The 24,279-nt window shown below is 37.5% G+C and carries 26 protein-coding genes and 1 pseudogene; 16 read left to right on the plus strand and 11 right to left on the minus strand.

Going from position 1 to position 24,279, the window contains the following annotated elements; genetic code table 11:
* The 6 genes and pseudogenes from ACY10D_RS04840 to ACY10D_RS04865 all read left to right on the plus strand — a co-directional run.
* A partial coding sequence (locus tag ACY10D_RS04840) for an IS3 family transposase (protein WP_486999646.1) occupies positions 1-219 on the plus strand: 219 nt, incomplete at its 5' end.
* A gap of 57 nt (positions 220-276) precedes the next feature.
* A pseudogene (locus ACY10D_RS04845) lies at positions 277-444 on the plus strand (MarR family transcriptional regulator); the annotation flags it as partial.
* On the plus strand, positions 441-1,085 hold the full coding sequence (locus ACY10D_RS04850; RefSeq protein ID WP_486999647.1) for an O-methyltransferase: 645 nt from the start codon (positions 441-443) through the stop codon (positions 1,083-1,085). The pseudogene ACY10D_RS04845 and the gene ACY10D_RS04850, both read left to right, overlap by 4 nt.
* A 21-nt stretch (positions 1,086-1,106) precedes the next feature.
* Positions 1,107-1,733, plus strand: coding sequence for an ATPase (locus tag ACY10D_RS04855; protein WP_486999648.1), 627 nt, complete (start codon positions 1,107-1,109; stop codon positions 1,731-1,733).
* A 19-nt stretch (positions 1,734-1,752) separates the two neighbouring features.
* Positions 1,753-2,709, plus strand: coding sequence for an agmatinase (gene speB, locus ACY10D_RS04860; protein ID WP_486999649.1), 957 nt, complete (start codon positions 1,753-1,755; stop codon positions 2,707-2,709).
* Between the two features lie 76 nt (positions 2,710-2,785).
* On the plus strand, positions 2,786-3,562 hold the full coding sequence (locus tag ACY10D_RS04865; protein WP_486999650.1) for a copper homeostasis protein CutC: 777 nt from the start codon (positions 2,786-2,788) through the stop codon (positions 3,560-3,562).
* A gap of 26 nt (positions 3,563-3,588) precedes the next feature.
* On the opposite strand, the gene hslR is transcribed toward ACY10D_RS04865, so the two are convergent.
* The 3 genes from hslR to ACY10D_RS04880 all read right to left on the minus strand — a co-directional run bounded on the left by hslR (position 3,589) and on the right by ACY10D_RS04880 (position 5,960).
* Complete coding sequence (gene hslR, locus ACY10D_RS04870) at positions 3,589-3,981, minus strand: ribosome-associated heat shock protein Hsp15 (RefSeq protein ID WP_486999651.1); 393 nt, start codon at positions 3,979-3,981, stop codon at positions 3,589-3,591.
* Positions 3,982-4,013: 32 nt separating this feature from the next.
* A complete protein-coding gene (gorA, locus tag ACY10D_RS04875) occupies positions 4,014-5,381 on the minus strand; it encodes a glutathione-disulfide reductase (protein WP_486999652.1) in 1,368 nt (455 codons plus the stop codon).
* Positions 5,382-5,618: 237 nt separating this feature from the next.
* The gene (locus ACY10D_RS04880) at positions 5,619-5,960 is read right to left on the minus strand and encodes an ArsR/SmtB family transcription factor (protein ID WP_117001272.1); all 342 of its coding nucleotides are present in this window, start codon (positions 5,958-5,960) and stop codon (positions 5,619-5,621) included.
* A gap of 249 nt (positions 5,961-6,209) precedes the next feature.
* Here ACY10D_RS04880 and ACY10D_RS04885 point away from each other — a divergent pair, with 249 nt between their 5' ends.
* Positions 6,210-6,977 carry an ATP-binding cassette domain-containing protein gene (locus tag ACY10D_RS04885; protein ID WP_486999653.1) on the plus strand — a complete coding sequence of 256 codons (768 nt, stop codon included), beginning with the start codon at positions 6,210-6,212 and terminating at the stop codon, positions 6,975-6,977.
* Here the strand turns inward: ACY10D_RS04885 and ACY10D_RS04890 are convergent.
* Positions 6,970-9,054: a UvrD-helicase domain-containing protein gene (locus ACY10D_RS04890; protein ID WP_486999654.1), complete on the minus strand. Its 2,085-nt coding sequence runs from the start codon at positions 9,052-9,054 to the stop codon at positions 6,970-6,972. The genes ACY10D_RS04885 and ACY10D_RS04890 overlap by 8 nt on opposite strands.
* 6 nt (positions 9,055-9,060) lie before the next feature.
* A complete protein-coding gene (gene ygfZ, locus ACY10D_RS04895; RefSeq protein WP_486999655.1) occupies positions 9,061-9,831 on the minus strand; it encodes a CAF17-like 4Fe-4S cluster assembly/insertion protein YgfZ in 771 nt (256 codons plus the stop codon).
* A 194-nt stretch (positions 9,832-10,025) separates the two neighbouring features.
* Between ygfZ and purB the strand changes: the two genes are divergently transcribed.
* The gene (gene purB / locus ACY10D_RS04900) at positions 10,026-11,393 is read left to right on the plus strand and encodes an adenylosuccinate lyase (protein WP_486999656.1); all 1,368 of its coding nucleotides are present in this window, start codon (positions 10,026-10,028) and stop codon (positions 11,391-11,393) included.
* On the opposite strand, the gene ACY10D_RS04905 is transcribed toward purB, so the two are convergent.
* Entirely contained in the window at positions 11,386-12,087 is a 702-nt protein-coding gene (locus tag ACY10D_RS04905) for a DUF445 domain-containing protein (protein ID WP_486999657.1), read from the minus strand. The two genes, purB and ACY10D_RS04905, sit on opposite strands and share 8 nt — an antisense overlap.
* A gap of 169 nt (positions 12,088-12,256) precedes the next feature.
* Here ACY10D_RS04905 and ACY10D_RS04910 point away from each other — a divergent pair, with 169 nt between their 5' ends.
* Entirely contained in the window at positions 12,257-12,880 is a 624-nt protein-coding gene (locus tag ACY10D_RS04910) for a fumarylacetoacetate hydrolase family protein (protein WP_486999658.1), read from the plus strand.
* A 104-nt stretch (positions 12,881-12,984) separates the two neighbouring features.
* Here ACY10D_RS04910 and orn read toward each other — a convergent pair whose 3' ends face one another.
* Together orn and efp are read right to left on the minus strand one after the other, a co-directional pair.
* Positions 12,985-13,539: an oligoribonuclease gene (gene orn, locus ACY10D_RS04915; RefSeq protein ID WP_486999659.1), complete on the minus strand. Its 555-nt coding sequence runs from the start codon at positions 13,537-13,539 to the stop codon at positions 12,985-12,987.
* A 13-nt stretch (positions 13,540-13,552) separates the two neighbouring features.
* Entirely contained in the window at positions 13,553-14,122 is a 570-nt protein-coding gene (gene efp / locus ACY10D_RS04920; protein ID WP_192485035.1) for an elongation factor P, read from the minus strand.
* Between the two features lie 49 nt (positions 14,123-14,171).
* Here efp and epmB point away from each other — a divergent pair, with 49 nt between their 5' ends.
* Together epmB and ACY10D_RS04930 are read left to right on the plus strand one after the other, a co-directional pair.
* Positions 14,172-15,194, plus strand: a complete 1,023-nt coding sequence (gene epmB, locus ACY10D_RS04925; RefSeq protein WP_486999660.1) for an EF-P beta-lysylation protein EpmB — start codon at positions 14,172-14,174, stop codon at positions 15,192-15,194.
* A gap of 125 nt (positions 15,195-15,319) precedes the next feature.
* Entirely contained in the window at positions 15,320-15,859 is a 540-nt protein-coding gene (locus ACY10D_RS04930; protein ID WP_486999661.1) for a chorismate mutase, read from the plus strand.
* On the opposite strand, the gene waaF is transcribed toward ACY10D_RS04930, so the two are convergent.
* The 3 genes from waaF to ACY10D_RS04945 form a co-directional block, all read right to left on the minus strand.
* Positions 15,792-16,847, minus strand: coding sequence for a lipopolysaccharide heptosyltransferase II (gene waaF / locus ACY10D_RS04935; RefSeq protein WP_486999662.1), 1,056 nt, complete (start codon positions 16,845-16,847; stop codon positions 15,792-15,794). The two genes, ACY10D_RS04930 and waaF, sit on opposite strands and share 68 nt — an antisense overlap.
* Complete coding sequence (locus tag ACY10D_RS04940) at positions 16,840-17,031, minus strand: zinc-finger domain-containing protein (protein WP_486999663.1); 192 nt, start codon at positions 17,029-17,031, stop codon at positions 16,840-16,842. Before ACY10D_RS04940 ends, waaF begins: the two co-directional genes overlap by 8 nt.
* 108 nt (positions 17,032-17,139) lie before the next feature.
* Positions 17,140-17,847, minus strand: coding sequence for a Crp/Fnr family transcriptional regulator (locus ACY10D_RS04945; RefSeq protein ID WP_486999664.1), 708 nt, complete (start codon positions 17,845-17,847; stop codon positions 17,140-17,142).
* A gap of 191 nt (positions 17,848-18,038) precedes the next feature.
* Between ACY10D_RS04945 and ACY10D_RS04950 the strand changes: the two genes are divergently transcribed.
* The 5 genes from ACY10D_RS04950 (at position 18,039) to ACY10D_RS04970 (ending at position 24,188) form a co-directional block, all read left to right on the plus strand.
* A complete protein-coding gene (locus ACY10D_RS04950; RefSeq protein ID WP_486999665.1) occupies positions 18,039-19,655 on the plus strand; it encodes a cytochrome ubiquinol oxidase subunit I in 1,617 nt (538 codons plus the stop codon).
* Positions 19,655-20,854 (plus strand): cytochrome d ubiquinol oxidase subunit II, encoded by a 1,200-nt coding sequence (gene cydB / locus ACY10D_RS04955; protein ID WP_486999666.1) that lies wholly within the window; start codon positions 19,655-19,657, stop codon positions 20,852-20,854. Before ACY10D_RS04950 ends, cydB begins: the two co-directional genes overlap by 1 nt.
* Before the next feature lie 21 nt (positions 20,855-20,875).
* Positions 20,876-21,037 carry a hypothetical protein gene (locus tag ACY10D_RS04960; RefSeq protein WP_157968156.1) on the plus strand — a complete coding sequence of 54 codons (162 nt, stop codon included), beginning with the start codon at positions 20,876-20,878 and terminating at the stop codon, positions 21,035-21,037.
* 141 nt (positions 21,038-21,178) lie between these two features.
* A complete protein-coding gene (gshB, locus tag ACY10D_RS04965; protein WP_486999667.1) occupies positions 21,179-22,225 on the plus strand; it encodes a glutathione synthase in 1,047 nt (348 codons plus the stop codon).
* Positions 22,200-24,188, plus strand: coding sequence for a flavohemoglobin expression-modulating QEGLA motif protein (locus ACY10D_RS04970; protein WP_486999668.1), 1,989 nt, complete (start codon positions 22,200-22,202; stop codon positions 24,186-24,188). Before gshB ends, ACY10D_RS04970 begins: the two co-directional genes overlap by 26 nt.
* Positions 24,189-24,279: the final 91 nt, after the last annotated feature.

Raw genomic sequence — 24,279 nt, forward strand, 5'->3', positions numbered from 1 at the left:
ACGCTTCAAGCAGCAATTTGCAAATTTTTCTTCGTGTACAGAGAGAAGATTTACACAACACTTGACGAATTGCAAAAAGACTTAGATGATTGGGTTTATTACTACAATCATCAAAGAACCCATCAAGGAAAAATGTGCTGCGGTAGAACACCAATTGCTACATTTATTGATGGGAAAAATCACTGGAAAGAGAAGGTTGAAATGCTCAATCATATCTGACAAAAACTGCGTTTGAAAAATAGGCAACTGCCAGGTCGGGTCTAAACTTCTACAAAAGTTTTGGCATTGATTTCATATAGCAATAAGATAAGCATAGTAGCTATCGCAGAAGAAACAGGGTTAAGCACCTCAGGTGTGGAGAAAATAATCAGCCGTCTTAAAAAGCAAGGTGTTATCAAGCGGATTGGTTCAGCCAAAGGTGGTTACTGGGAGATCATTACATGAAACAAAACCAATTTACAGAACAAACTATTTGGCAGTATTGCCTTGACCATACCAAGCCAAACTCTCTACTTTTACAAGCATTAAAGGCGGACACTGAACGCTCAGTACATGGCGCGCAGATGTTATCAGAAACGATTGTCACTAAGCTTTTACAATTTTTTATCAAAATGCAAAATCCAAAAATATGCGTTGATTTAGGCACCTTTAGTGGGTTGTCTGCATTAGCAATGGCGGAAGCAACTGCTGATGATGCAATAATATATACGATTGATCGCGCACATCAATCAGGGCATGAGTTAGCTTGTAAGTATATTGACGAAAGTAGTGTTGGTTACAAAGTTAAAATGCTTATTCAAGAGGGCATTGATGCGATAAACAAGCTTCCTGATGATATTGATTTTGCTTTTATTGATGCCGATAAAATGCAAACACGATGCTATTTCGATTTGCTACTGCCAAAGTTAAGTGCGAAGGGCATGATCATTGTCGATGATGTGTTATGGCGAGGTGAGGTGCTTGATCCTGTGGATAAACGCGCTAAGGCATTAGATGATTTTAATCAATATATTTGTAGTCATCAAGAAGTAGATAATTTAATATTGCCAATCAGACACGGATTACATCTAATCACTAAAAAATAAGAAAGTAAAAAAGTACATGCAATGAATACAACGATTAACCATTTTGTAATGCAATCCATTCAGGCCAGTTCTGATAATGCACCTATTGCCATTTTTTTGTTGGGTGCCAACGGTTCGGGCAAAAGCTCATTACGTGCTTATTTGGATTTATCAAATATCCAAACGAATATTGATCCTAATGCACTTAATCGTATTGCGATGTTAAAAAATAAAGATAATCCATTGATCTTTGCATCAAAGCAAGCGATTACTTTATATAAAACTGCACTTGATAATAGCTTAAACACTTGTATGGAAAGCACATTTTCAGGTAAGAGTATTTTAAATCGTATCTTGCGCGCTAAACAGCAAGGTTATCGTACCATATGCTATTTTATGGGCTTGGAGTGTGTTGAGCTAAATATCGAGCGTGTTGCCCATCGAGTGAAAAAAGGAGGGCATGATATTGCTACTGAGTTTATCGTCAAACGCTATGACGAATCAGTCGCTAATCTCATCAATCATCACCATTTATTTGATGAGTTACATGTGATTGATAACAGCTTGGATTACTATCGTTTGCAATTTTCACGCTATCAAGATCAAGCGGTTCAATATGAGCAAATGTTATCTTGGGCTCATCATATTTACACACAAATTAATCAATGAATAAAAGGAAAGAGCACAAATGAGTGAATTAGTTGATGCAGCCATTGCGCGTAAAGCACTAAAAGGATCACAATTTGAGATGACTTATGGTGGGGTAACGAGTTTTATGCGTCGCAACTACACCAAAGATCTGACAAATGTTGATGTTGCTGTTAGTGGTGTGCCTTTTGATTTGGCAGTTACCTATCGCTCAGGTGCACGCTTAGGGCCGCGAGCAATACGCGCAGCATCAGTACAACTTGCAGAGCTTACCACATTTCCATGGGGTTTTAATCCCTTTGATGAGTTGGCTGTGATTGACTATGGTGATTGCTTTTTGGATCCACATAATCCAATGACGACGCCTCATGCTATCCAAGCGCATATCAAAAATTTACTTGATCACAACGTCTTTCCATTGACCTTTGGTGGCGATCATTATATTACCTATCCTATTTTAAAGGCGATGGCTGAAAAATACGGCAAAGGTTTGTCAGTGATCCATTTTGATGCACATTGTGATACGTGGCGCGATGATGATGAGGATTCCATGAATCATGGCACAATGTTTTATAAAGCGATTAAAAATAGCATTGTCGATCCTAAGTATTCGGCACAAATTGGTATTCGCACGTGGAATCAAGACTTTATGGGAATGAATGTACTGGATGCGCCTTTTGTTCATGAGCATGGCGTTAAAACAGTCATCGAGCGTGTAAAGCAGATTGTCGGTGATAGACCAACGTATATTACTTTTGACATTGATTGTTTGGATCCAGCTTTTGCACCAGGCACAGGCACTCCGGTATCAGGGGGCTTAAGCTCAGCGCAAGGCTTAGCTATTTTGCGTGGATTAACGGGTTTAAATTTGATTGGTGCTGATGTAGTTGAAGTCGCCCCTGCCTATGATCATGCTGAAATTACGGCGATTGCTGCGGCTCATGTTGCTTGTGATATGATTTGTCTTTTAGCGCATGATAAAAAAATAACAAAATGAACAAATAGTGAAAATAGCCCATCAAGAAAACCAATAATAGGTATTAAAAGTAAAAAGTGGGGGGAGGCAGTTAAACATGAATATTGAAATTTGTCTGGATAATCTTGAATCCGTTGATGTGGTAGCAAAGTTTCCTGAGATAACTCGTTTGGAGATTTGTAGCGCTCTTAGTCTTGATGGCTTAACGCCTGCGCCTTACTTAGTGCAATATGCAAAAGAGAAATCTGCAGCTTATCGTCATACGATGATTCGTCCGCGTGCGGGGGATTTATGCTATAACGAAGCTGAAATTAAGATGATGGCTCAAGAGATAAAGCTTATGCATGAATCAGGTGCAAATGGTGTTGTTATCGGTGTGCTTGATGCAAACAGTCACATTAATATTGCAGCAACTAAATATTTAACAGATATTGCTAAGTCTTATCAATTAGAGGTTACTTTTCATCGCGCGATTGATATGGTGCCTGATTATCTTAGCAGTGTGCAGATATGTATTGATCTGGGTATTGATCGCATTTTAACATCTGGTGGCCAAAAGAAAGCGTTTATGGGGCTAGATGATATTGCTAAAGTGGTGCAAAAATATCATGGTCAAATCGAGATTATGGCAGGTGGTGGTGTTAATAAAGATAATATTCCACATTTTAAAAAAGTTGGCGTTGATGCTGTGCATTTCTCAGCGGCAAGTAACAAGAGCAATGTGAAGGATGAAAGTGTTTTTAGCAAAAGCTCATTAAGTTATAACGTAACCAATGAGGATATTGTTAAAGAAAATATTGCAGCTATATGCCTATCACACCAAATCACCCCAAAATATCAAAAACTTCTTCAACATGTAAACACCGCAAAATGATTTATGATGGGTATGGCTTGTCAATATTAATCACCACTATCTTGCTGATGCTTAAAAGAGATAATTTGACGACGCTCTTTTTTATTTGGTTTTGTTGGGTTGGGCAGGGTGGCTTTGTTTAATTTCCTAAGCATTGTTTGGTGTTCGCGTTTTTCAATGCTATCAGTAGTTTCATTGTAAAGTGTTTGGGCAATACTTGCTGACCCTCGTTTATCAGATAAGTCAATGACTGTTACAATTTTCTCAGCATAGCCTTGACGAATGGTGAGTGTTGCACCAATCTCAACTTTTTTACTGACTTTGGAGCGTGCACCATTGTAATGCACTTTGCCACCTTCAATAGCATCTTTGGCTAATTGGCGCGTTTTGAAAAAACGTGCCGCCCATAACCATTTGTCTAAACGAACATCATCTGTCATATTTTATCCTTCTAGAAATACGCTTAGTAATATTAACGCATGGTAACCAGCTCTTCAGCACTGGTTGGATGAATAGCTATGGTATTATCAAGGTCTTGTTTTGTGGCACCCATTTGGATTGCAACGGCAAAGCCTTGTAATATTTCATCTGCATCTAAACCAATTAAGTGACAACCTACCACTTTTTCATCAGCACCTGCAACAATAAGCTTCATCACAGTAGGCAGTCTAAAGCCTGAGATCGCAGCAAAAAGCGGGGTGAATTTACTTTGATAAACTTTGACATTATCTTTGCCATACTGATCATTAGCGTCTTTTTCAGATAAGCCCACTGTACCAATTGCTGGATGTGAGAAAACAACTGTAGGAATCAAATGTGCATCCAACTTAAGATTGCTTTCACCATTAAATAAACGTCTAGATAAGCGTCTGCCTGCGGCAATTGCAACTGGGGTTAGCTGTGCAGCTCCTGTGGCATCACCAATGGCAAAAATATGAGAAGCTGTTGTTGTTTGGTACTCATCAACGATAATAGTGCCATTGTCATTGAGTTTAACATCTGTATTTTCCAATCCTAAATTAGCCGTAAGTGGGGCGCGTCCTGTTGCCCAAACGAGACAATCAACATCATAAAGCACATCACCATTATTTAAATGAATATCAAGTAGCTCATTGGATTTCTTAACCATTTGAGTGATATTGGTATTGGTTCTTACATCCATCTTTAACATTTGCATACTGCTAAGTAATTCATCACTTAACATTTCATCAAATTCTTTAAGTGGTTTATCACGACGAATCAGAAGATGGGTTTCTGTACCTAATTCATGAAAAACGCCAGCAATCTCAACACCAATATATCCACCACCAACGATGACAGCTTTTTGCGGTTGTGTTTCAAGTTCAAAAAAATCATCCGAGGTAATACCATGTTCAGCACCTGGAATACTATTTGGAATCAAAGGGTAAGCACCTGGACAAACATAGATATAATCAGCACTTATTTCGGTGGCACCATTTTCATTATCAATGATGATAGTATTGCTATCTTTGAATTTCCCCCATCCTTTAAAGTGGGTAATTTTTTGGCTATCAAAGAGCTTATTATAAAACTGATGAATATTAGAAATATAAGTCTCACGTTTGCTTTTAAGTATTTGCCAATCAAAGCCTTTAACATCTAAATCAAAGCCATAGCCTTGATAGTCATGTTTTAAACGAGAAGCAAGGTTGGCTGCATACCACATGGCTTTTTTAGGTACGCATCCACGATTAACACAGGTGCCACCTAGGTCTTTTGCTTCAACAATAGCGACTTTTTTCCCGAAGCGCGCTGCTTGAACACCTGCAGCAATGCCGCCACTGCCGCCACCAATACAAATTAAATCAAAGTGTTGCATTTTTTTCTGTCTCTTTATGAAAAGTAGGGCAGTAGTATAAACTAGCAAGAGCTATATTTACGAGTGATAACCATCATTTAATCAATATAATTTCAGTCACGCTAAAAATAAAAAACAACTGTTTGTTTAGATCGGATGAATAAAATAATAATATTAAGAGACATCTAAAGACAGTAATAAAAAGAGGCAGAAATGCTATAAAATGATTTATGGGCGGTATATTAATAAAAGGGCGGATTACTGAAACATATCAGCAATTGATTCAAACATCTGGCGCGTGTAGGTTTTATTTAATTTGCACATTCTAAATTGTGCTTTGCGTTCACATGTAATAATGCCAGCTTCTTGAAGTTGTTGAATATGTTGTGAGGTGACAGACTGCGAAAGGTCTAACTTTTGCATAATCATATTAATGGTGACACCTTCCTTTTCAATATCAATTTTCTCAGAGAAAAAATTCTTTTTAGGTTCTAATAACCATAGTGCAATATTAAATCTATCTGGGTTAGCCAGTGCTTTAAATGCCTTCAAACATAATTCTGTCTGATAAGTTGAGCCTAAGTTTTTTAATATCGACATAAACAATGTCCCTTCATCGTCTTAAATTACATCTATTTTTACCGATGAGGGCAGGGCAGTCAAACAATATATGCATAGAGATATATATAAATATCTGTGTTTTCAAATATCCACATATCTATATATCCAAATATACGCATATATAAATATTTGGATATAGAAACACATGGATATGCGAGTGATGCTTTATTGCTATATTAAGGGCTTTTCTTTATAGTGGTGCCCTTGGTAGCTGTACGGGGCAGACGCATGCTTGAATTAATAAACATTAATATTGATAGCAGAATCTTCGATGTGAACGCGTCATTTGAGCCTGGTAAAAAATATGCAATTATCGGTGTCAATGGCGCTGGCAAAACATCACTGTTAGACGTGATATCGACTAAACTTTCTGGTAAAAATATTATGGGAGAAATCTTGCTTAATGGTGAGGATGCATCCAAATTTAATCCCAAAAAACGCGCCCAGAGATTTGCTTATCTTGCACAAAGTACACGGGTTTTATTTGATTACACCGTTAATGATGTTGTCAGCATGGGACTGTATTCATATGATGTAAACTTGAATTGTAAAGAGCGCCTAATCAATGAAATATATGAAATGTTAAGCCTGTCTAAACAAAAGAGCACGCCTTTTCATACGCTTTCAGGCGGACAAAAACAGCGGGCTCATTTAGCACGTGTCGTATTGCAAATTATTGCTGGGGATCATCATCAAGAAAAATGGCTGCTACTGGATGAGCATGCCGCTGGATTAGATCTTTATCAACAAGCGCTGGTTTTTGAGATTTTAGATGAGTTATTAAAGCAGCATAATCTGGGTGTCATTATGGTGATGCATGATTTAAATCTAGCAGCTCAATTTTGTGATCAAATGCTTTTAATTGATAATGGTAGATTGCTAAAAATGGATGAGCCAAAAAAAGTAATACTTGATGATAAGTTTACCAATGCATTTAAAATTAAAGCTAAATATTTAGCTCATGAAGATGCCTTTTTGTTTACAACAATCAGCTAAAGCGATCCTTTAATAAGCTTAAATTACTTTTAGCAAGCATCTTTCTTTCGGCTTGTGTGGTTTCTGATTTACCACTCCAACTAAGATCATCTTGTGGCAGCTCATCGATAAAACGACTGGGTTTTGATGGTGTCGTTTCACCAAATTTTTTGCGCATTTTTGTTAGCGTAAGCGTTAAAGTATGTTTGGCACGTGTGATGGCAACATAAGCCAAGCGTCGCTCTTCTTCAACAAAATCATCATCAATGCTTTGTTGATGTGGTAATAAGCCTTCCTCAACACCCATTACATAAACATGTGGATATTCTAGACCTTTTGAGGCATGCACTGTGAGGATTTGGACTTTTTCATCTTCTTTTTGCTCTTGTTCACTATCAATAATGTCTAATAGCAACATACGATTGATCGTTTCTGCAAAATTTATCTCTACGGACTGATTCTCTGAGTTTGACAAATTTTCCGCATTTTCAGCTACTCTTGCTTCGTCTACATCAGCTATATCGTCAGTATTATTGTTATTTTCTTTTTTCTCACAAATCCAACCAATTAAATCCAATACGTTTTTATAGCGCTTTTCTGCTTGTGCCAATGAATTCGTATTATCAACAAGCCAAGTATGGTAATTGATTGCTTCCATCATATGGATCAAATGCGTTGCTAAATGATGTACATCCTTGATTTTACGTTGATAGTCATAAATAAATTGTTTAAAGACTTTCAGCTTTTCAATCGCAATAGGTTTTAATACTTGTGTTAAACCCATTTCATCGATTGCATTGAATAATGAGATATGTCGCGATGTTGCATATTCACCGAGCTTTTCAAGCGTTGATGGACCAATTTCACGCCTTGGGGTGTTTATCACACGTAAAAATGCACAGTCATCTTGATCATTCACAAGCAATTTAAAGTAGGCCAAAGCATCTTTAATCTCGGCTTTAGCAAAAAATGAACTGCCACCACTAATAGCATAAGGAATCTTATATAGCTGAAAATAGCGCTCAATCAAAAATGATTGATGATTGCCACGAATAAGCACAGCATAGTCTTTAAAATGCGTATTATTATTGACTTTGTGTGTCATGATTTCACTGGCAATGCGTTGCGCTTCATCTTCTTCACTTTTGGTTACCAGTACACGAATTGGTTCACCATAATGATGGGCTGACCAAAGTTTTTTGGTAAATAAGTGAGGGTTGTTATCAATTAATGTATTCGCTGCATGCAAAATACGTCCGCTTGAGCGATAATTTTGCTCCAGTTTAACAACTTTAAGCTTGGGGTAATCTTGTTGCAAGAGAGATAAATTCTCAGGACGCGCACCACGCCAGGCATAAATCGACTGATCATCATCACCGACCACGGTAAATTGCTGGCGCTGAGAAACTAATAATTGCATTAACTTATATTGGCTTTCGTTGGTGTCCTGATATTCATCGATTAGTACATAATGAAAACGTTGCTGCCAATACTCTTTAACCTCAGGATGCTTTTTTAGTAATTGCACAGGAATGAAAATCAAATCATCAAAGTCTACCGCATTATAGGCTTTAAGATATTTCTGATATTGAATATATACTTCATGCGCCTGCTTTAAATGATCATTACCTGTAAGCATGACATCAGTCGGGGTCAGTAACGCATTTTTCCATAATGAAATTTGCTGTTTAAATTCAGCAGCTGCCTGTTTGGTTGATTGAAAAGCGCTATAAGCAATCTCATGAATCAATGTAATCGCATCTTGCTCATCAAAAAGAGTGAAATTGGCTTTATAACCTAAAAGTGCATGATGTTTGCGTAATAATGTTAACCCAAGATTATGAAAAGTTGAAATACGTAAACCTCTGGTGTTCTCACCTTCAAGGCGTGATTGCACACGTGATTTCATCTCTTTGGCTGCTTTATTAGTAAAAGTCACCGCTAAGATACTATGTGCCTTGTAATGACATTTTTGGATTAAATAGGCAATTTTCTCAGTAATGACACTGGTTTTACCACTTCCTGCACCCGCAAGTACTAAGAGTGGACCGCTGATATATTCAACTGCTTGTTGTTGTTCTGGATTTAATTGACGCATGTGAGCTTAAGCAATAATTTTGGCATGGATATCGCCTTCTAAAATAATCGGCGCGTTTTCAATGGTATGATTAAAAACAGCAAGCACAAAGCTTTTATCATTAATATTTACTTGATTGACAATATCAGCGATATTTTTTCCGTCAACGTTTTGCAGCTTCTCAGCAAGGGGAAGTGCCTTATTCGTTTCAATGCTTAACAAGGATTTCTTTAGATTACCGCGATATTTCATACGCGCAACAATTTCTTGTCCCATAAAGCAACCTTTTTGATAGCTAATGACATCCAAGCGATCAAGATTAAGCTCTGCAGGTAGAAAGGCTTCGCTATTATGAATATCAATCATTGGCAATTGTTGGCAAATATTTTCTTTTTGTACTTCATCAAAACTTAATGAGCTAACAAGCTGTTGAGAAATCTCAATAATAGCATGTTGCAGCAAAAAGCCTTTTTCATCATCATTTTGACTATATATTAATTGATGTTGATCAGAAGTCTCAAAGCTAATTTTAGAAAATACAGCATACTTCCTAAGGGCTTGTAATGCTTGATCAGCCAAATTTCTTGGTAATGCTATTAATAAATCATTTTCAGCAACAAAACGCATAAAGAATAGGGCGATAATGCGACCTTTTTGGTTGCATAGCGCGTTTAACTGCATCGGATTATCAGCATTAAGCAATGTCACATCATTGGTAAGCTGTCCTTGTAAGAACTTCACACAGTCCGCGCCAAATACGCGAATCACTTCAAACTCTTCATAAATATAATAAGCCATAAAATCAACACAAAAGGCTAGGTCACAATGCCAAGGAAAATAGCGGATTTAATGCCCAAAGTAAAGCAAAGTGAAGCTTGCATGGTATTGAAAAATATAAAAATCATAGAAATCTATAAATAGCGTTTGAGGCTGCTAAATAGTTTTTGTTACAATCTGGCTACCTTTGTTTTTGAATGTTGAGTCTTAACCTTATGGATTCCGTATTGTGTTTGTCACCTGTCGATGGTCGTTATGCTGATAAAGCAGCGAGTTTACGTCCCTTTTTAAGTGAATATGGTCTTATTTATTATCGCACTTTAGTTGAAATCAAATGGCTAAAGCATCTTGCGAATACGCCTGAAATTAATGAAGTGCCAAAGCTATCAACAGAGGCTTTAAATGCCTTAGATGGTATTGTAGATAACTTTAGTGAGAAGGATGCGCTCGCAGTTAAAGAGATTGAAAAAACAACCAATCACGATGTCAAAGCCGTTGAGTATTTTATAAAAGATAAAATTGCAGAGCATGCCGAGCTTGCCAATATCAGCGAATTTATTCATTTTGCCTGCACCTCTGAGGATATTAATAATCTTTCTTACGCCTTAATGCTAAAAAATGCAATTGAAAAGGTGGTATTACCAGAGGTTAAACACGTTCAAGACTTTATTCAAAAATTAGCAAATGATTTTGCTGATCAGCCAATGCTGTCGCGTACTCACGGGCAACCTGCATCACCGACAACGCTTGGCAAAGAGCTTATTAATGTCGCTTATCGTTTATCACGTCAAACTAAGCAGTTAGCGCAAATTGAATATTTGGGTAAAATCAATGGTGCGGTCGGTAACTTCAATGCGCATATTGCAGCATATCCTGATATTGATTGGCAAAAACTGGCTAAGTCATTTGTCAAGAGCTTAGGGTTAAGCTATAACCCATTAACAACACAGATCGAGCCGCATGACTATGTCGCTGAATGCTTTGATTGCTTATGTCGTATTAATACTATTTGTATCGACTTTAACCGTGATATTTGGGGTTATATTTCTTTAAATTACTTCAAACAAAAAACGATTGCTGGTGAGATTGGTTCATCAACCATGCCACATAAAGTCAACCCAATCGACTTTGAAAATGCTGAGGGCAATCTAGGTCTTGCCAATGCATTAATGAATCATTTATCTGCTAAATTACCCATTTCACGTTGGCAGCGTGATCTGACGGATTCTACGGTACTACGCAATATCGGTGTTGGTTTGGCATATAGTTTAATCGCTTATCAGGCAATGCTAAAGGGCATGAAAAAACTTGAGCTTAATCGCGAGCCTATTTTAGAAGATCTAAAAAATAATGTCGAAGTATTGGGTGAAGCGGTGCAAACGGTGATGCGTCGCTATGGTATTGAAAAACCATATGAAAAGCTCAAAGAGCTAACACGTGGTAAGCGCATTTCACTAAATGATTTATCTGTTTTTATCGATGGGCTTGCTTTGCCACATGAAGTAAAAGAAAACCTAAAAGCGATGACTCCAGCGAACTATATCGGCATTGCTGAGAAATTGTGTCAAGAACATATTAATTAAAAAAACTAGCAATAAGCCCAATAATAGCACCAAAAACGCCACCCCAAACGACTAACCAGCCAAGGTGCTTTCTAATCATCTCTTGAATGATATTTTTAACCATCTTTGGTGTCAGTTCCTCTAGTCGCGCATCAATCATAGACTCAAGTTTTTCAGCAATATGATGCGCATTTAATTGATCAAACTTAAACTCGCCATTACCATCAGCGTTACTTAGCATCGCCATAATTGACTTTTCCATCTTGGCTTTAAAAGAGTCGCGCATGGGCTCAATTGCATCCCTCCCGCCTAGAAAAGACTCAATCATGCTACCAAATTGGCTTTCCATAATTGCCTCAACAAAACTGTCAAATAGCAAATCGTAATCAACCTTTTTGGCAATAGTATCTTTAAAGCTGCTTTTCTCATCAGCAAAAGTATTTAATAAAAAGCGCTCAAGATATTCAGTTTTGAAAAACTGCTTTAACAGCATATTTTTAATCGCACGTTTGAAACCCTCAAATTGGCGTGGAATAACGCCTGAGCCATAGACAAAGGGAATTTTGTCAAAAAGCATTACAATTGCTAGCCAATTGGTGATAGCACCAGAAAGGGCATAGAAACCAACAGCCTTTAGTTGAGCATTAGCAAATAGCACACCTAAAATACTGATGATAAGTGCAATAAGGTTTGTCATAAGACTTTTGTTAAACATGTTTATGTAGTTTCCATTAATCGGTTTAAAGCGGCGGCTATCATAAGAAAAATTTGTATTTCAAGCAAACCTTCAATCGGTTAATTTTATGATTTTGCTTATATGAGTCATTACATAGGAATTTAAAAACTGTTAGTCTTATCTTACTTAGGCTAGTGTTGTGGATTATATGCAAAGCATTATTTTTAATGGTAAAAATATTTGTCCTTCAAAAATTGTATGTGTTGGGCGCAATTATTTAAATCACATCAAAGAGCTTAATAATGAAACTCCCGAAGAACCTGTGCTTTTTATAAAACCTAATTCAGCAATCAGTAACACGTTAGCTATTGATCCAAAGCGTATACTGCATTATGAAACAGAGTTATGTTTGCTGATAGAATCACAAAAAATAGTAGGCGTTGGTTTAGGACTTGATCTAACCGATCGCAATCTGCAAAGCAAGCTTAAACAAAAAGGACTACCATGGGAAAAAGCCAAAGCATTTGATGGCGCTGCGGTTTTTAGTGCCTTTACCCCCTTAGAAAACACTAATGATTTAGCTGATTTGTCATTTACATTAATGATCAATGGATGTGTTAAACAGCATGGCGTATATGAGCATATGCTGCATAAACCAGAGTTTTTAGTTCAATATATTCAGACGTATTTCAGCTTAAATGATCACGATATTGTTATGACAGGCACACCTGAAGGTGTTGGTGAAATTAAACTCAATGATGTCTTTGAGCTTAATTTATATTTTAAAGAAAAAGTTGTGTTAACAAAACAATATGTCGTAGGCAATCGCTAGCTTATGATTTGATATGCTATGTCCAAAAGTAGGTGTATTAACTGAATTAGCATTAAGATCAAATGGCTTCGACTTCGCTCAGCCAACTTTTTTGTTAGAGAGTCTTAAGAAATATCTAGATTTAGTAAGTTTGCCTGATAAAACTTCATCTCATCAATGGACTCTTTAATATCATCTAAAGCCAAATGTGTGCTTTGCTTGTCAAATTGTTGCAAAATTGTGGGTTTCCAGAATGAAGCCGCAATCTTAAAGGAACTTACATCAAGCAAGCGATAATGGAAATAATCCTCTAAAGTTGGCATATATTTCGCTAAAAATTTGCGATCTTGCCAAACTGAGTTACCACACAAGGGGGATTGACCTTTTTTAACATATGGCTTAATAAAGTCCAAGATCAATTGCTCTGCTTCATTTAAACCGATGTTGCTTTGTCTGACACGTTCAGTTAATCCTGATTCACCATGCGTTTTAATACACCATGAATTCATGTTTTTTAAGACGTCTTCATTTTGATGAATGGCAATAGCAGGCGATTCAGCCAAGATATTCAAATCTGGATCGGTAATAATCGCAGCGATTTCAATAATATGGCAAGTATCGATCTCAAGACCGGTCATCTCAAGATCAAGCCAGATAAGATTGCTTTTTGTTTGTGCCACGTCACTCACAACCTTAGTCCTTAGCGCGTGAAACGTACTCACCCGTACGTGTATCTACTTTGATTACTTCATCAGTTTGAACGAACAAAGGCACTTTAACCACAGCACCTGTTTCAAGTGTTGCTGGTTTGCCACCTGTACCTGCCGTATCACCCTTTAAACCTGGATCTGTTTCAACAATTTTAAGCTGTACAAAGTTTGGCGGGGTTACACTAATTGGCTCACCATTAAACAAGGTAACCGCGCATTGATCTTGCTCTTTAATCCATTTCTTGCTATCAGCTAATGCTATTTCGGTCACATTGTATTGCTCAAATGTTTCATCGTGCATGAACACATAAAACTCACCATCAAAATATGAGTAGCTTGCTGTTACTTCTAGAACATCTGCTGCATCAACTGATTCACCTGACTTAAATGTCTTCTCAATAACACGTCCATTTTTTAGATTGCGTAACTTGACACGATTAAATGCTTGACCTTTACCTGGCTTCACAAATTCGTTTTCAACGATCACCATCGGGTTGCCATCTAGTAAAAGTTTCAAACCGTTTTTAAATTCATTTGTACTAAAACTTGCCATCTTTTTCCTCTTTAGTATATTAGCGCTACTTTATTTCAAAACGTCGAACATGATACACGAAAAACACATCAGGCAACAGAATAAAGCGCATAGCAAAAATTCAGATTGGAAAAATGCATTGGCAAAAGGTTTCACCCATTGGCAAGATTTGGCGCAATTTTTGGAAATTGATCCTACATCTTATGATATTCCAACATTTGAATCATTCCCAATGCGCATCCCTAAAGGCTTTGCGTCGCGTATGCAAAAGGGGGATATTAATGACCCATTATTATTACAAGTATTACCCTTAGTAAAAGAGTTTGATATGGTCAATGATTATGTTGATGATCCTTTGCAAGAAGCAGATTTTAATCCGGCAAAAGGGCTTTTACATAAATATAAAAATCGTGCATTATTAATCCTTCACCCAGCGTGTGCTGTGCATTGTCGCTATTGCTTTCGTCGGGAGTATGATTATCAAGCGCAAACACAATCAAAAGCATTGTGGCGTGATACTTTTGACTATATTCGTAAAAACACAGCGCTTGATGAGATCATCCTCTCTGGTGGTGATCCACTTATGCATAATGATGCACTGTTGGCGTGGTTTTTGGCACAAATTGAGGCAATTTCGCATATCAAACGCTTGCGTATTCATACTCGAATTCCGATAGTGTTGCCCGAGCGAATCACCGATGAGTTAATCAATGTGTTTAAAGAAACACGCTTGCAAAAAATTATGGTTATTCACGCCAATCATGCCAATGAGATTAATGATGATGTCATCATTTCTTTGGCGGCACTTAAGAATCGGTCCCAGTTTACTTTACTTAATCAATCAACCTTGCTTAAAGGTGTTAATGATAATGCACATATATTAAACGCTTTATCTGAAGCACTTTTTGCTGCAGGAGTCATGCCATATTATTTACATGTGCTTGATAAAGTCAAAGGGGCAGCACACTTTGATATTGATGAGTCAACAGCCAAGGAAATACATACTAAGCTTAAATCGTTAACTTCAGGCTATCTTGTTCCTAAATTGACACGCGAAGTGGCACATGAAATGGCAAAAACTTGGATAAATTAATGCTTTTTTGCATAAAAGCATTGAAACTAAAGACACGATATAGCTTAATATCATTGATTTAAGCGTTTTATGATGAGAAGGAAATAATGTTAAAAATAATCAATAAAGTAACAAAGGTATGTTTTATGGCAGTAGTATTAACCGGCGTGTCACAGGCGTCTGATTGTGATAGCAGCAGACTCACCAATGCATTTAATTTAATTGCTAAGCGCGCTGAAGTTATGCAATTAGTTGCTGCTGATAAATACTCAGATAAAACAAGTATTTATGCACCAGCGCGTGAGATACAAGTGCTAAAAAATGTTCAAAAAATTGCTAATAAAGAAAATTTGCCACTTTATCCAACTTTAATGTTTAGTCAGTTACAAATGGATATGTCAAAGTTTATTGAACAGTATTGGCTAGATAAGTGGCTTGCTGACCCTAAAAGCTTTGATCATAAAGATTTAGATCTAACAAAATTAAGAGTGACGATCAGCAGTGTTGATAAATCACTTTATCCTGCAATTAAAGATGCATTACCATCGCTTAAGCGTTGCTCATTAGCGATTAGTTCAAAAGCATTTAAAGCAGCGATGAATAAAGTTGAAGGGGTGCCTAGTAATCCGGATTATGTGAATATGATGTTGGCAAGCTTAGTGGCAATTTCTCAAGCTCAGCAATAATCCTTTGTGGTAGCAGTTTATTCATGCAATCCATATGCCCTAATGGGCATTCGCGTTTAAAGCAAGGACGACACTCAAGCCCCTCAAGATAAACACTTTTCGCTAATGTGTTTAATGGTGGTGTGAACTTATCAGAAGTGGAACCATAAATAACAAGCGTTGGGATATTAAGCGCGCAAGCAATATGCATTAATCCTGAGTCATTACTAATAACCCGTTGACAACTCGCCAATAAATAAACCGCTTCTGGCAACGTAGTTTTTCCGGCTAAATTAAATAAATGCGCATGATGATTACAACCTTTACTAATATCTGAGGTGGTTTGCTGATCTTTAGCGCCACCTAATAAAAGCACTTGATAATTTTGATCCAAAAGATATTGCGCAAGCTCTGTATAATACGCACTTGGCCATTTTTTAGCAGGACCAAACTCAGCTCCTGGGCACAACGCAATGATCGGCTTATCTTTGGTTAAACGATACTTAGTCAGTGTGGCTTCAACTAAGTGACGATCAATATTAAATTTAGGGTAGGGCAGTTTTGCGGGTAAGCGCTCTTTTTTAGCAATGCCTAATGCACAAAAACGCTCAATCATTAAGGGGTATTTTGCTTTATCGAGTTTACGGCGATCATTTAGCAGCACAAAACGCATCTCGCCATGCCAGCCTGTGCGTTTTTTAATGCGAGCAAAAAAAGGAATTAATGCCGATTTCCATGAGTTAGGTAATACGATTGCATTGGTATAATCTTTGCCTTTAAACTCAAGGGCTTTTTGTTTACGCTCATTAAAGCCAAATTGACCATGCTGAAAATCAAGCTCAAAAGCTCGATTAATTTCAGGCATGAATTGCGCAAGCTCACAGCAATGCTTGGGAGCTGCAATATCAATAATGCAATTGGGGTCTTGTGATTTGAGAAAGCGATAAAGCGATTGTGACATCACCATATCACCAACCCAACTGGGTGCGATAATCAGATATTTATGCATCAGAGACAGTTTGATCATTATTAACGACAACAAAGCGCGTACTACAATATGGGCAGACACCTTCGTTTTGGTCATGTAGATCAATATATACGCGTGGATGCTGATTCCAAGAAGCATGTTCAGGAATAGGGCAACAGATTCTTTGTCCACTGGACACTTTGACGATTTGAATATCTTTAGACATAAAAAACACTCTAGCTAACTATGCATAATGACGTGTAGTGTAGCATAGAGTATTGGTTGCGACAATTCGTCTGCTTTGAATTAAGTGGAAAGTTATTGTGGGGCTAGCTTAAGGCATTAGCGCTTTGAGTTTTGTTATATCAAGTATGGTAATATCTTTGTGCTTAGCCTGAACAACTCCATCTTTAGATAATGTTTTAAAGGCACGTGAAACGGTTTCAATACTTAGGTTGAGATGGTTGGCGATTTCTAAATGCTTCATCGGTAAAGTAAAGGATATGTTGGAATAACCACAGCGTTTTTGATGTGTGCTTAAGCGATAAATAAATTGTGCTAATTTAATATGTGCCTCACAAGTTGCATCAATAAGATGTATAGCAGCATTAAACTTCTTACTCATTAATTGCAAGAAATCCAAATTAGATAGCGTGTCATTTGAAATGGCTTGTACAAAACTATGGTAATCAAAGCCACATACCGTACTATCCTCTAAAGCAATGGCATTTAATTGATGCGTACTTGCCTCAATACCATCAAATCCAAAGGCATCACCTTGCAGACAAAAATCAACAATATGTTCATGGTCATTTACCAGTTTAAAGCTACCAGCACGCACACTATAAAAGGCAGTTAGATTGCGATTGATTGTATATAACGCATCGCCTTTTTTGACATTAACTGCAAGGGACTTCACTTGGGTTAATGTTTTGTCATCATCAAACGGATTAATATTAAGTGCGCTACATAAATCACGGCAATCACAAAAATGACAAGTTTTAGGGCGATCAGTTGATTTATGTGTTGGGCGTATCACCATGAATTTGTTTAACTATTCTAATAAGAAATATCAGGCATTGTGCCAAAAACTTGATATATGTCAACAAACAGCAAGCTTAAGCGATTGATTTATCTTTGATAGTTTAGCTCGGTGATAACTCAAACTACAATGGCGCTAAGATGCTTTGTGATATACAAAGTGTATGTTCAATCATATGAAGGGTAGTATAAATGATACCAAGTCTATTATCGGTGGAGCTTGCGCGTTGGCAATTTGCCTTTGTCGCCTGCTTTCACTTTATTTTTGTACCATTGACACTGGGGCTTACGTGGATTATTTTCACGATGGAGCTTATGTATGTCATCACTGGCAAACAAGTCTATAAGGACATGACCAAATTCTGGGGAAAACTCCTTGGAATTAACTTTGCAGTAGGTGTTCTTTCGGGTTTAACAATGGAGTTTTCATTCGGTTTAAACTGGGCATATTACTCACAATTTGTTGGTGATATTTTTGGAACACCATTAGCGATTGAAGGCTTGGTTGCCTTTATGCTTGAGTCAACCTTTGTTGGTATGTTCTTCTTAGGTTGGAACAAGCTCTCTAAGAAACAGCACTTATGTGTGACATTCTGTTTGGCAATTGGTTCAAATCTATCTGCACTTTTAATTCTAGTTGCTAATGGCTTTATGCAAGTCCCTGCCGGTGGCGAATTTGTCTGGCAGACAATGCGTATGGAAACAACGCATTTGTGGGATTTATTTATTAATCCGATAGCGCAAATTGGTTTTGCGCACACGGTAATTGCCGGCTATATAACATCGTCTGTTTTTGTCATTGGTATTAGCGCTTTTTACTTGCTGCGCAAGAAAAATAAAAGTGATGTTGCCTTTGCTAAACGTTCAATGGGGGTTGGCTTAGGCTTTGGTTTAATCGCTTCATTAATGGTGATGGTAATGGGCGATGAGCAGGGTATTCTGGCGTATAAATATCAACCAATGAAGCTTGCTGCAATTGAAGCGGAATGGGGCACTCAAGCGCCTCCGGCTAATTTTAATGTCATTGCTTTCCCTAATCAGTCTGAGCGCAAGAATGACTTTTCAATTCAAGTACCTAAATTATTAGGTCTGTTAGCAACCCATTCATTTGATCAGAAAATTTATGGCGTCAACACCATATTATTTGATGGTTATACTGATGTCATAACAGGTAAAGAAATCCCTGCAGTTACGACACGCATTGCCAATGGTGCCAAGGCATATGAAGCAATGATGAAAATGCGCGATGGCTCGGCAGCGAAAAGTGACTACGCTACTTATAATGAATATCATCAAGATCTGGGTTATGGCATGTTGCTATTGCGTTATTTGCCAGTTGGTGAACCATTAACTCAAGCGACTTCGCAACAGATTCGTGCGGCAGCCTTAGATACAGTACCAAATGTTTCAACCATATTCTGGACATTTAGAATAATGGTTGGCATTGGCGTATTTATGTTCCTTGTCATGGTTGGCGGCTTGATCTTGCTCTTTAGAAAAACTTTATGGGAGAAGCGTTGGGTTTTACGAACGATGCTTTATATGATCCCATTACCGTGGATTGCTTGCTTATGTGGTTGGATCGTTACCGAACATGGACGTCAACCATGGACAGTGTATGATATATTGCCAACAACCGTAAGCTCGTCAATGATCAATGGCTGGGATATTTTATTCACATTAGTAATATTCTGCTTGTTCTACGCCTTATTGTTTGCTGTTGAAATGTATTTGATGTTTAAGTTTGCGCGTTTGGGGCCAAGCAAAGTCCTTAATAAAGCATCAGCAACTACGAAGGAGAAGCAATAATGATGGATTTATATAGTGTTATTCAGTTATTAAGCTGGCTTGCGGTTGGTCTTATCATGTTCTTGACAGCTGCAACAATGTGCTTTGACTTTGGTGCCGGCATCTTAGCGCGTTTTGTCGGTAAAAATGACAATGAAAAACGTGCGATTATCAATATTGTTGCACCAACATGGGATGGTAATCAGGTCTGGTTAATCACCGCTGGAGCTGGATTGTTTGCGATTTGGCCACGTGTCTATGCCGGTTCATTCTCAGGTATGTATTTAGGTGTTTTGGTTGTGCTTTGGGGCTTGTTTTTACGTCCTGTTGCCTTTGAGTATCGTCATAAAATTGAAAATACCAAATGGGCAGGTTTCTGGGATTGGATGCTGTGCTTAGGTAGCTTGATTCCTATTTTGATCATTGGTGTGGCTATTGGTAATTTATTCTTAGGTTTACCATTTCAATTTGACCCACATAGCTTACGTTTTTACTATGGTGAAACCAAAGCACTGGTGCAAGAGCCTGCCTTTATTTCATTAATTGGACTATTAAGACCATTTGCGTTATTAATTGGTATTTTTGCCGTAGTTATGTCGATTATGCATGGCGCATCATATTGTGCAATGCGTACCAGTGGCGTGCTATTAGATCGTTTTGTTAAGATCCAAAAAGTAAGTGCATGGCTTTTTATTATTCTATTTGCCATCGGCGGTATTTGGCTTATCTTTATTCCTGGCTTTCACTGGCAGCTAGCAAGTGAGTTAAACACCTATTCACAGGCGATCAATCATCCATTAACAGGTGGCGTTGTGACAGTCACACAAGGTGGCTGGTGGAGTAATTATGGCAATCATATCTGGATGCTAATCGCGCCTGTATTAGGCTTTGTTGGTGCAATAATGGTATTGAGCTTTGCTAAAAAATCAAATCCACTACTTGCATTTTCAGGTAGTGTTATCGCATGCTTTGGTGCGGTGTTTACACTAGGCTTTAGCTTATTTCCATTTATCATGCCATCAAGCATTGAACCTATGCAAAGCATGGTGCTTTGGAACTCAAGTAGTTCATTGACCTCATTAATTGGCATATTGGTTGTGGCAGTGATTATGTTGCCAATCATTTTTATCTACACAACCTTTGTATACAAAAAAATGTGGGGTAGAGATGCTAAGATGACAGCGCAAGAAGTAGAACAACGCTCGCATGAGTTATATTAAGAAGACTAAGGAGCTCTTAAAATGAAATTAATTTTATGGATTATTGGCATTGCCGCTTTGGTGTTGTCCTATGTATTTGAAAGCTTTTATATATTCTGGTTGGCAACGGCTTTTACTGCGGTAGTTGCAGGATGCACTGTCGCTCATAGTGTTGATAAAAACCTACCAGCTGAAAGCGAATAACAACTCAATTTCTCCAATGGAATCATATTTCCATCAAATATCCTTCTTCATGCGCGATATATTTTTTATTTTACACTACACTTATTTGTGATTAAGATGTGCATGGATTGCCAAATTGGCATAAGCAAATAGGAAAAACATATGAGAATATGCTTTATTATGTACCCTTGGGAGCGTGTTGAACCAAAGATGGATTCAACACTGCGTTTGATTCACGAATGTGTTAAAAGAGGGCATACAGTTGCGATCGCAACACCTAGTAATCTTACGATTCGTGATAGTGTTGCACAGGCTTATGCGGATGTTTTTACCAAAGAGACAAAGATAAGCTCAAGCTTTGTATCCTTTTACAATAATGCTAAGTTTAAACGTTGCCAATTGCCATTATCAGGTTTTGATGTGATTTTTATGCGTGATAATCCACCGTTGGATAATTTGGCATTAAACTTCCTTGATTCAATTCATTCAGATACTTTTATTATGAATAGCTTAAATGGGCTTAGAATCGCTAATAATAAGCTTTATACCGCAGGTTTTAATGATCATGAAAATCGTTTTATTCCAGTAACACACGCCTCAAAAAACCGTGAATATTTACAACGTGTTCTTGAGGAGGAAGCAGGAGAGAAAATGATACTTAAACCACTAAACGGTTTTGGTGGAGAGGGTGTTATCGTTGTTGAGAAAAAAGCGTCTTCTAATTTTAAATCGCTGCTTGATTTTTATATAGGGGATAAAAACTCCAAAGGTAATTATGTCATCTTGCAAGAGTATGTTGATGGTGCTGAAGAGGGCGATGTACGGATTCTCATGCTCAACGGTGAGCCAATTGGTGCAATGAAACGCGTACCGGCTAAAGATGACATTCGCTCAAACGTGCATGCAGGTGGGCATGTGCAAAAGCATAGCTTAAGCAAACAAGAAAAAGCATTATGCAAATTTATTGGTCCTAAATTGGTAGAAGATGGTTTGTACTTTGTCGGAGTTGATGTCATCAATGGCAAGTTAATCGAGGTTAACGTCCAAAGTCCCGGTGGAATCTCACGAATTAATATGTTGAATAAAGTGAAACTACAAGAAAAAGTCATCGATTTTTTGGAAAACATTGTCGTTACACGCAAAAATTTGATCAAACATAAGCAATTATTAACCAAGGTGATTGATGATGCTAACGCTAACGACCAATGAAATTATTGATAGAATAAATGCCCACGAGTGCTTTGAAGCAACGGTTGATCATGGTGGATTTAGCATTTCCATTCGTGATTATGCCCCATTTATCGCTACGGCTATCCATGCGGGAAGTAACTTCAGTAATAAGCTTAAGTCTCACTGTAAACTGACGGAAACTGAGCGCTATTTTGAAGAAGATCCATTTACCGATCATTTTATTACTGGACTGCCCATCACATTAATTGCCCATGATTCGCGTTATGCTTATGATCTCAATCGCACACCAGATTCATGTATTTATTATACTGCTTGGGGTAAAGCTGTGTGGCATACGCCACTTGCTGATAAAGTAAAGAATACTTTAATCGCTAGGCATGCAAGTTATTATGAAGTGCTTTCAGCACTTGTGAATGTAATTGAAAGCACATATCAAAAATGCTGTATTATCGATGTACACAGTTATAATTATCAACGTATTAGGGATAAAGTCACACCAGTGTTTAACATTGGTACACATTTTATCAATAAGCGTAAATGGCATAACACGCTTAAGAAGTTTAGCCTAGCACTGTTAACCGAAATGAATATTCCCAATATTCAAACGACTGTTGAGCATGATTTGGTATTTTATGGGCGTGCTTATCAGGCCGAGTTTATTCATACACAGTTTAAAAACACCTTACTTATCCCTTTAGAGGTCAAAAAAATCTATATGGATGAGTTAAGTGGCGAGAATTATCCTTTAGTTATTGAGGCAATTGCGCAAGGCTTGCAAAGTGCGATATATAAAGCAATGGAAGGATTTAGTAAAACCTCTCGTCAAGCACGCCAAAAAAACAAAGGCATGCTTGACAAAGGATTACTTGCTTTTGATAAACGACTTTTTCAATTATCACGTAAGATCGATGTGCTTAATTATGTTAACCCGATTAATTTTCACATCGAGAAGAAGAAGTTTTTCCAAAAACGTGGCGATTACGAACCAAAATTTCATTATCGCCAGTTAAAGATTAATCCTTTTGAATTTAGAGAGAAGCTTTATCACCTACCTTTGCATGATGTTGAATCTCCTGCGTTAAGGCAGTTATATTGTGAGGTAATTGACTCGATTGCATTAGATGTTGATCTTTTAACAAGTGTTGGCAAAGATGAGTTTTTTTATAATAGTTTGCGTATCTATGGTGAGCCGAGTAATCGTGATATTGCTAATGCCAACTTTTTACTGCATGCACCTGATATTACTAAACCATGTAAGTCAAGTTATGAAGGTGATGAGATTATCAATGCCTTTGAAGAAGTCATTCAGAGTTATCAAATTGATTTCAAAATCAAGCTTTCCGATCAGATTATCGCCAAAGCAATGGTTGATAATGGCAAAAAAGAAGTTGTGATTAATAAAAATGCTAAATTCAATCATAAAGAGCTACAAGCGTTAATTCATCATGAGGTTGGCGTGCATGCATTAACAACCATTAATGCTGAAGCTCAACCTTTGTCATTATTGCGTTTAGGCTTGCCAAATAACATGCATACACAAGAAGGATTGGCGATCTTTAGTGAGTATTTATCTGGAAACCTCACGATTAAGCGTCTGCATGAATTAGCACTTCGTGTTATCGCTGTTGAGCATATGATTAAGCATATGCAGTTTTCTAAAACTTATCATTATTTGCGCTCGATCAGTGGGCTTGAATCACATGCCTGTTTTCGTTTGGTTGCACGCGTTTATCGTGGTGGCGGATTTAGTAAAGACTTCTTATATCTTAGTGGCTTGCGTGAGATTATTGATGTGCATCAAAAGATGGATATTAATCTGTTATTTACTGGCAAAACCAGTCTTAAGTATCTTGATAGCTTGCATAAAATTGCTAATGAAGGGTATTTGATAGCGCCTAAGCTTATTCCCGTGAGTTACCAATCACCAACCGTTGATGCCGATGATCAAATTATTCGCTATTTGATGCAGTCGATTAAATAACTGAAGTTACACACTTTGCGATTTTTTAAAGACTACCCCGTCTGCTTCGCATCCACCCCTTCGCTAACGCATAGGTTTATAGGGATCTTTT

The organism is Cysteiniphilum sp., from assembly GCF_057495195.1.

What these genes read in the sequence shown, in the direction of transcription:
- ACY10D_RS04850 (WP_486999647.1), top strand. Translation starts at nt 441, where the DNA reads ATGAAACAAAACCAATTTACAGAACAAACTATTTGGCAGTATTGCCTT.
- ACY10D_RS04855 (WP_486999648.1), top strand. Translation starts at nt 1,107, where the DNA reads ATGAATACAACGATTAACCATTTTGTAATGCAATCCATTCAGGCCAGT.
- speB (WP_486999649.1), top strand. Translation starts at nt 1,753, where the DNA reads ATGAGTGAATTAGTTGATGCAGCCATTGCGCGTAAAGCACTAAAAGGA.
- ACY10D_RS04865 (WP_486999650.1), top strand. Translation starts at nt 2,786, where the DNA reads ATGAATATTGAAATTTGTCTGGATAATCTTGAATCCGTTGATGTGGTA.
- hslR (WP_486999651.1), bottom strand. Translation starts at nt 3,981, where the DNA reads ATGACAGATGATGTTCGTTTAGACAAATGGTTATGGGCGGCACGTTTT.
- gorA (WP_486999652.1), bottom strand. Translation starts at nt 5,381, where the DNA reads ATGCAACACTTTGATTTAATTTGTATTGGTGGCGGCAGTGGCGGCATT.
- ACY10D_RS04880 (WP_117001272.1), bottom strand. Translation starts at nt 5,960, where the DNA reads ATGTCGATATTAAAAAACTTAGGCTCAACTTATCAGACAGAATTATGT.
- ACY10D_RS04885 (WP_486999653.1), top strand. Translation starts at nt 6,210, where the DNA reads ATGCTTGAATTAATAAACATTAATATTGATAGCAGAATCTTCGATGTG.
- ACY10D_RS04890 (WP_486999654.1), bottom strand. Translation starts at nt 9,054, where the DNA reads ATGCGTCAATTAAATCCAGAACAACAACAAGCAGTTGAATATATCAGC.
- ygfZ (WP_486999655.1), bottom strand. Translation starts at nt 9,831, where the DNA reads ATGGCTTATTATATTTATGAAGAGTTTGAAGTGATTCGCGTATTTGGC.
- purB (WP_486999656.1), top strand. Translation starts at nt 10,026, where the DNA reads ATGGATTCCGTATTGTGTTTGTCACCTGTCGATGGTCGTTATGCTGAT.
- ACY10D_RS04905 (WP_486999657.1), bottom strand. Translation starts at nt 12,087, where the DNA reads ATGTTTAACAAAAGTCTTATGACAAACCTTATTGCACTTATCATCAGT.
- ACY10D_RS04910 (WP_486999658.1), top strand. Translation starts at nt 12,257, where the DNA reads ATGCAAAGCATTATTTTTAATGGTAAAAATATTTGTCCTTCAAAAATT.
- efp (WP_192485035.1), bottom strand. Translation starts at nt 14,122, where the DNA reads ATGGCAAGTTTTAGTACAAATGAATTTAAAAACGGTTTGAAACTTTTA.
- epmB (WP_486999660.1), top strand. Translation starts at nt 14,172, where the DNA reads ATGATACACGAAAAACACATCAGGCAACAGAATAAAGCGCATAGCAAA.
- ACY10D_RS04930 (WP_486999661.1), top strand. Translation starts at nt 15,320, where the DNA reads ATGGCAGTAGTATTAACCGGCGTGTCACAGGCGTCTGATTGTGATAGC.
- waaF (WP_486999662.1), bottom strand. Translation starts at nt 16,847, where the DNA reads ATGCATAAATATCTGATTATCGCACCCAGTTGGGTTGGTGATATGGTG.
- ACY10D_RS04940 (WP_486999663.1), bottom strand. Translation starts at nt 17,031, where the DNA reads ATGTCTAAAGATATTCAAATCGTCAAAGTGTCCAGTGGACAAAGAATC.
- ACY10D_RS04945 (WP_486999664.1), bottom strand. Translation starts at nt 17,847, where the DNA reads ATGGTGATACGCCCAACACATAAATCAACTGATCGCCCTAAAACTTGT.
- ACY10D_RS04950 (WP_486999665.1), top strand. Translation starts at nt 18,039, where the DNA reads ATGATACCAAGTCTATTATCGGTGGAGCTTGCGCGTTGGCAATTTGCC.
- cydB (WP_486999666.1), top strand. Translation starts at nt 19,655, where the DNA reads ATGATGGATTTATATAGTGTTATTCAGTTATTAAGCTGGCTTGCGGTT.
- ACY10D_RS04960 (WP_157968156.1), top strand. Translation starts at nt 20,876, where the DNA reads ATGAAATTAATTTTATGGATTATTGGCATTGCCGCTTTGGTGTTGTCC.
- gshB (WP_486999667.1), top strand. Translation starts at nt 21,179, where the DNA reads ATGAGAATATGCTTTATTATGTACCCTTGGGAGCGTGTTGAACCAAAG.
- ACY10D_RS04970 (WP_486999668.1), top strand. Translation starts at nt 22,200, where the DNA reads ATGATGCTAACGCTAACGACCAATGAAATTATTGATAGAATAAATGCC.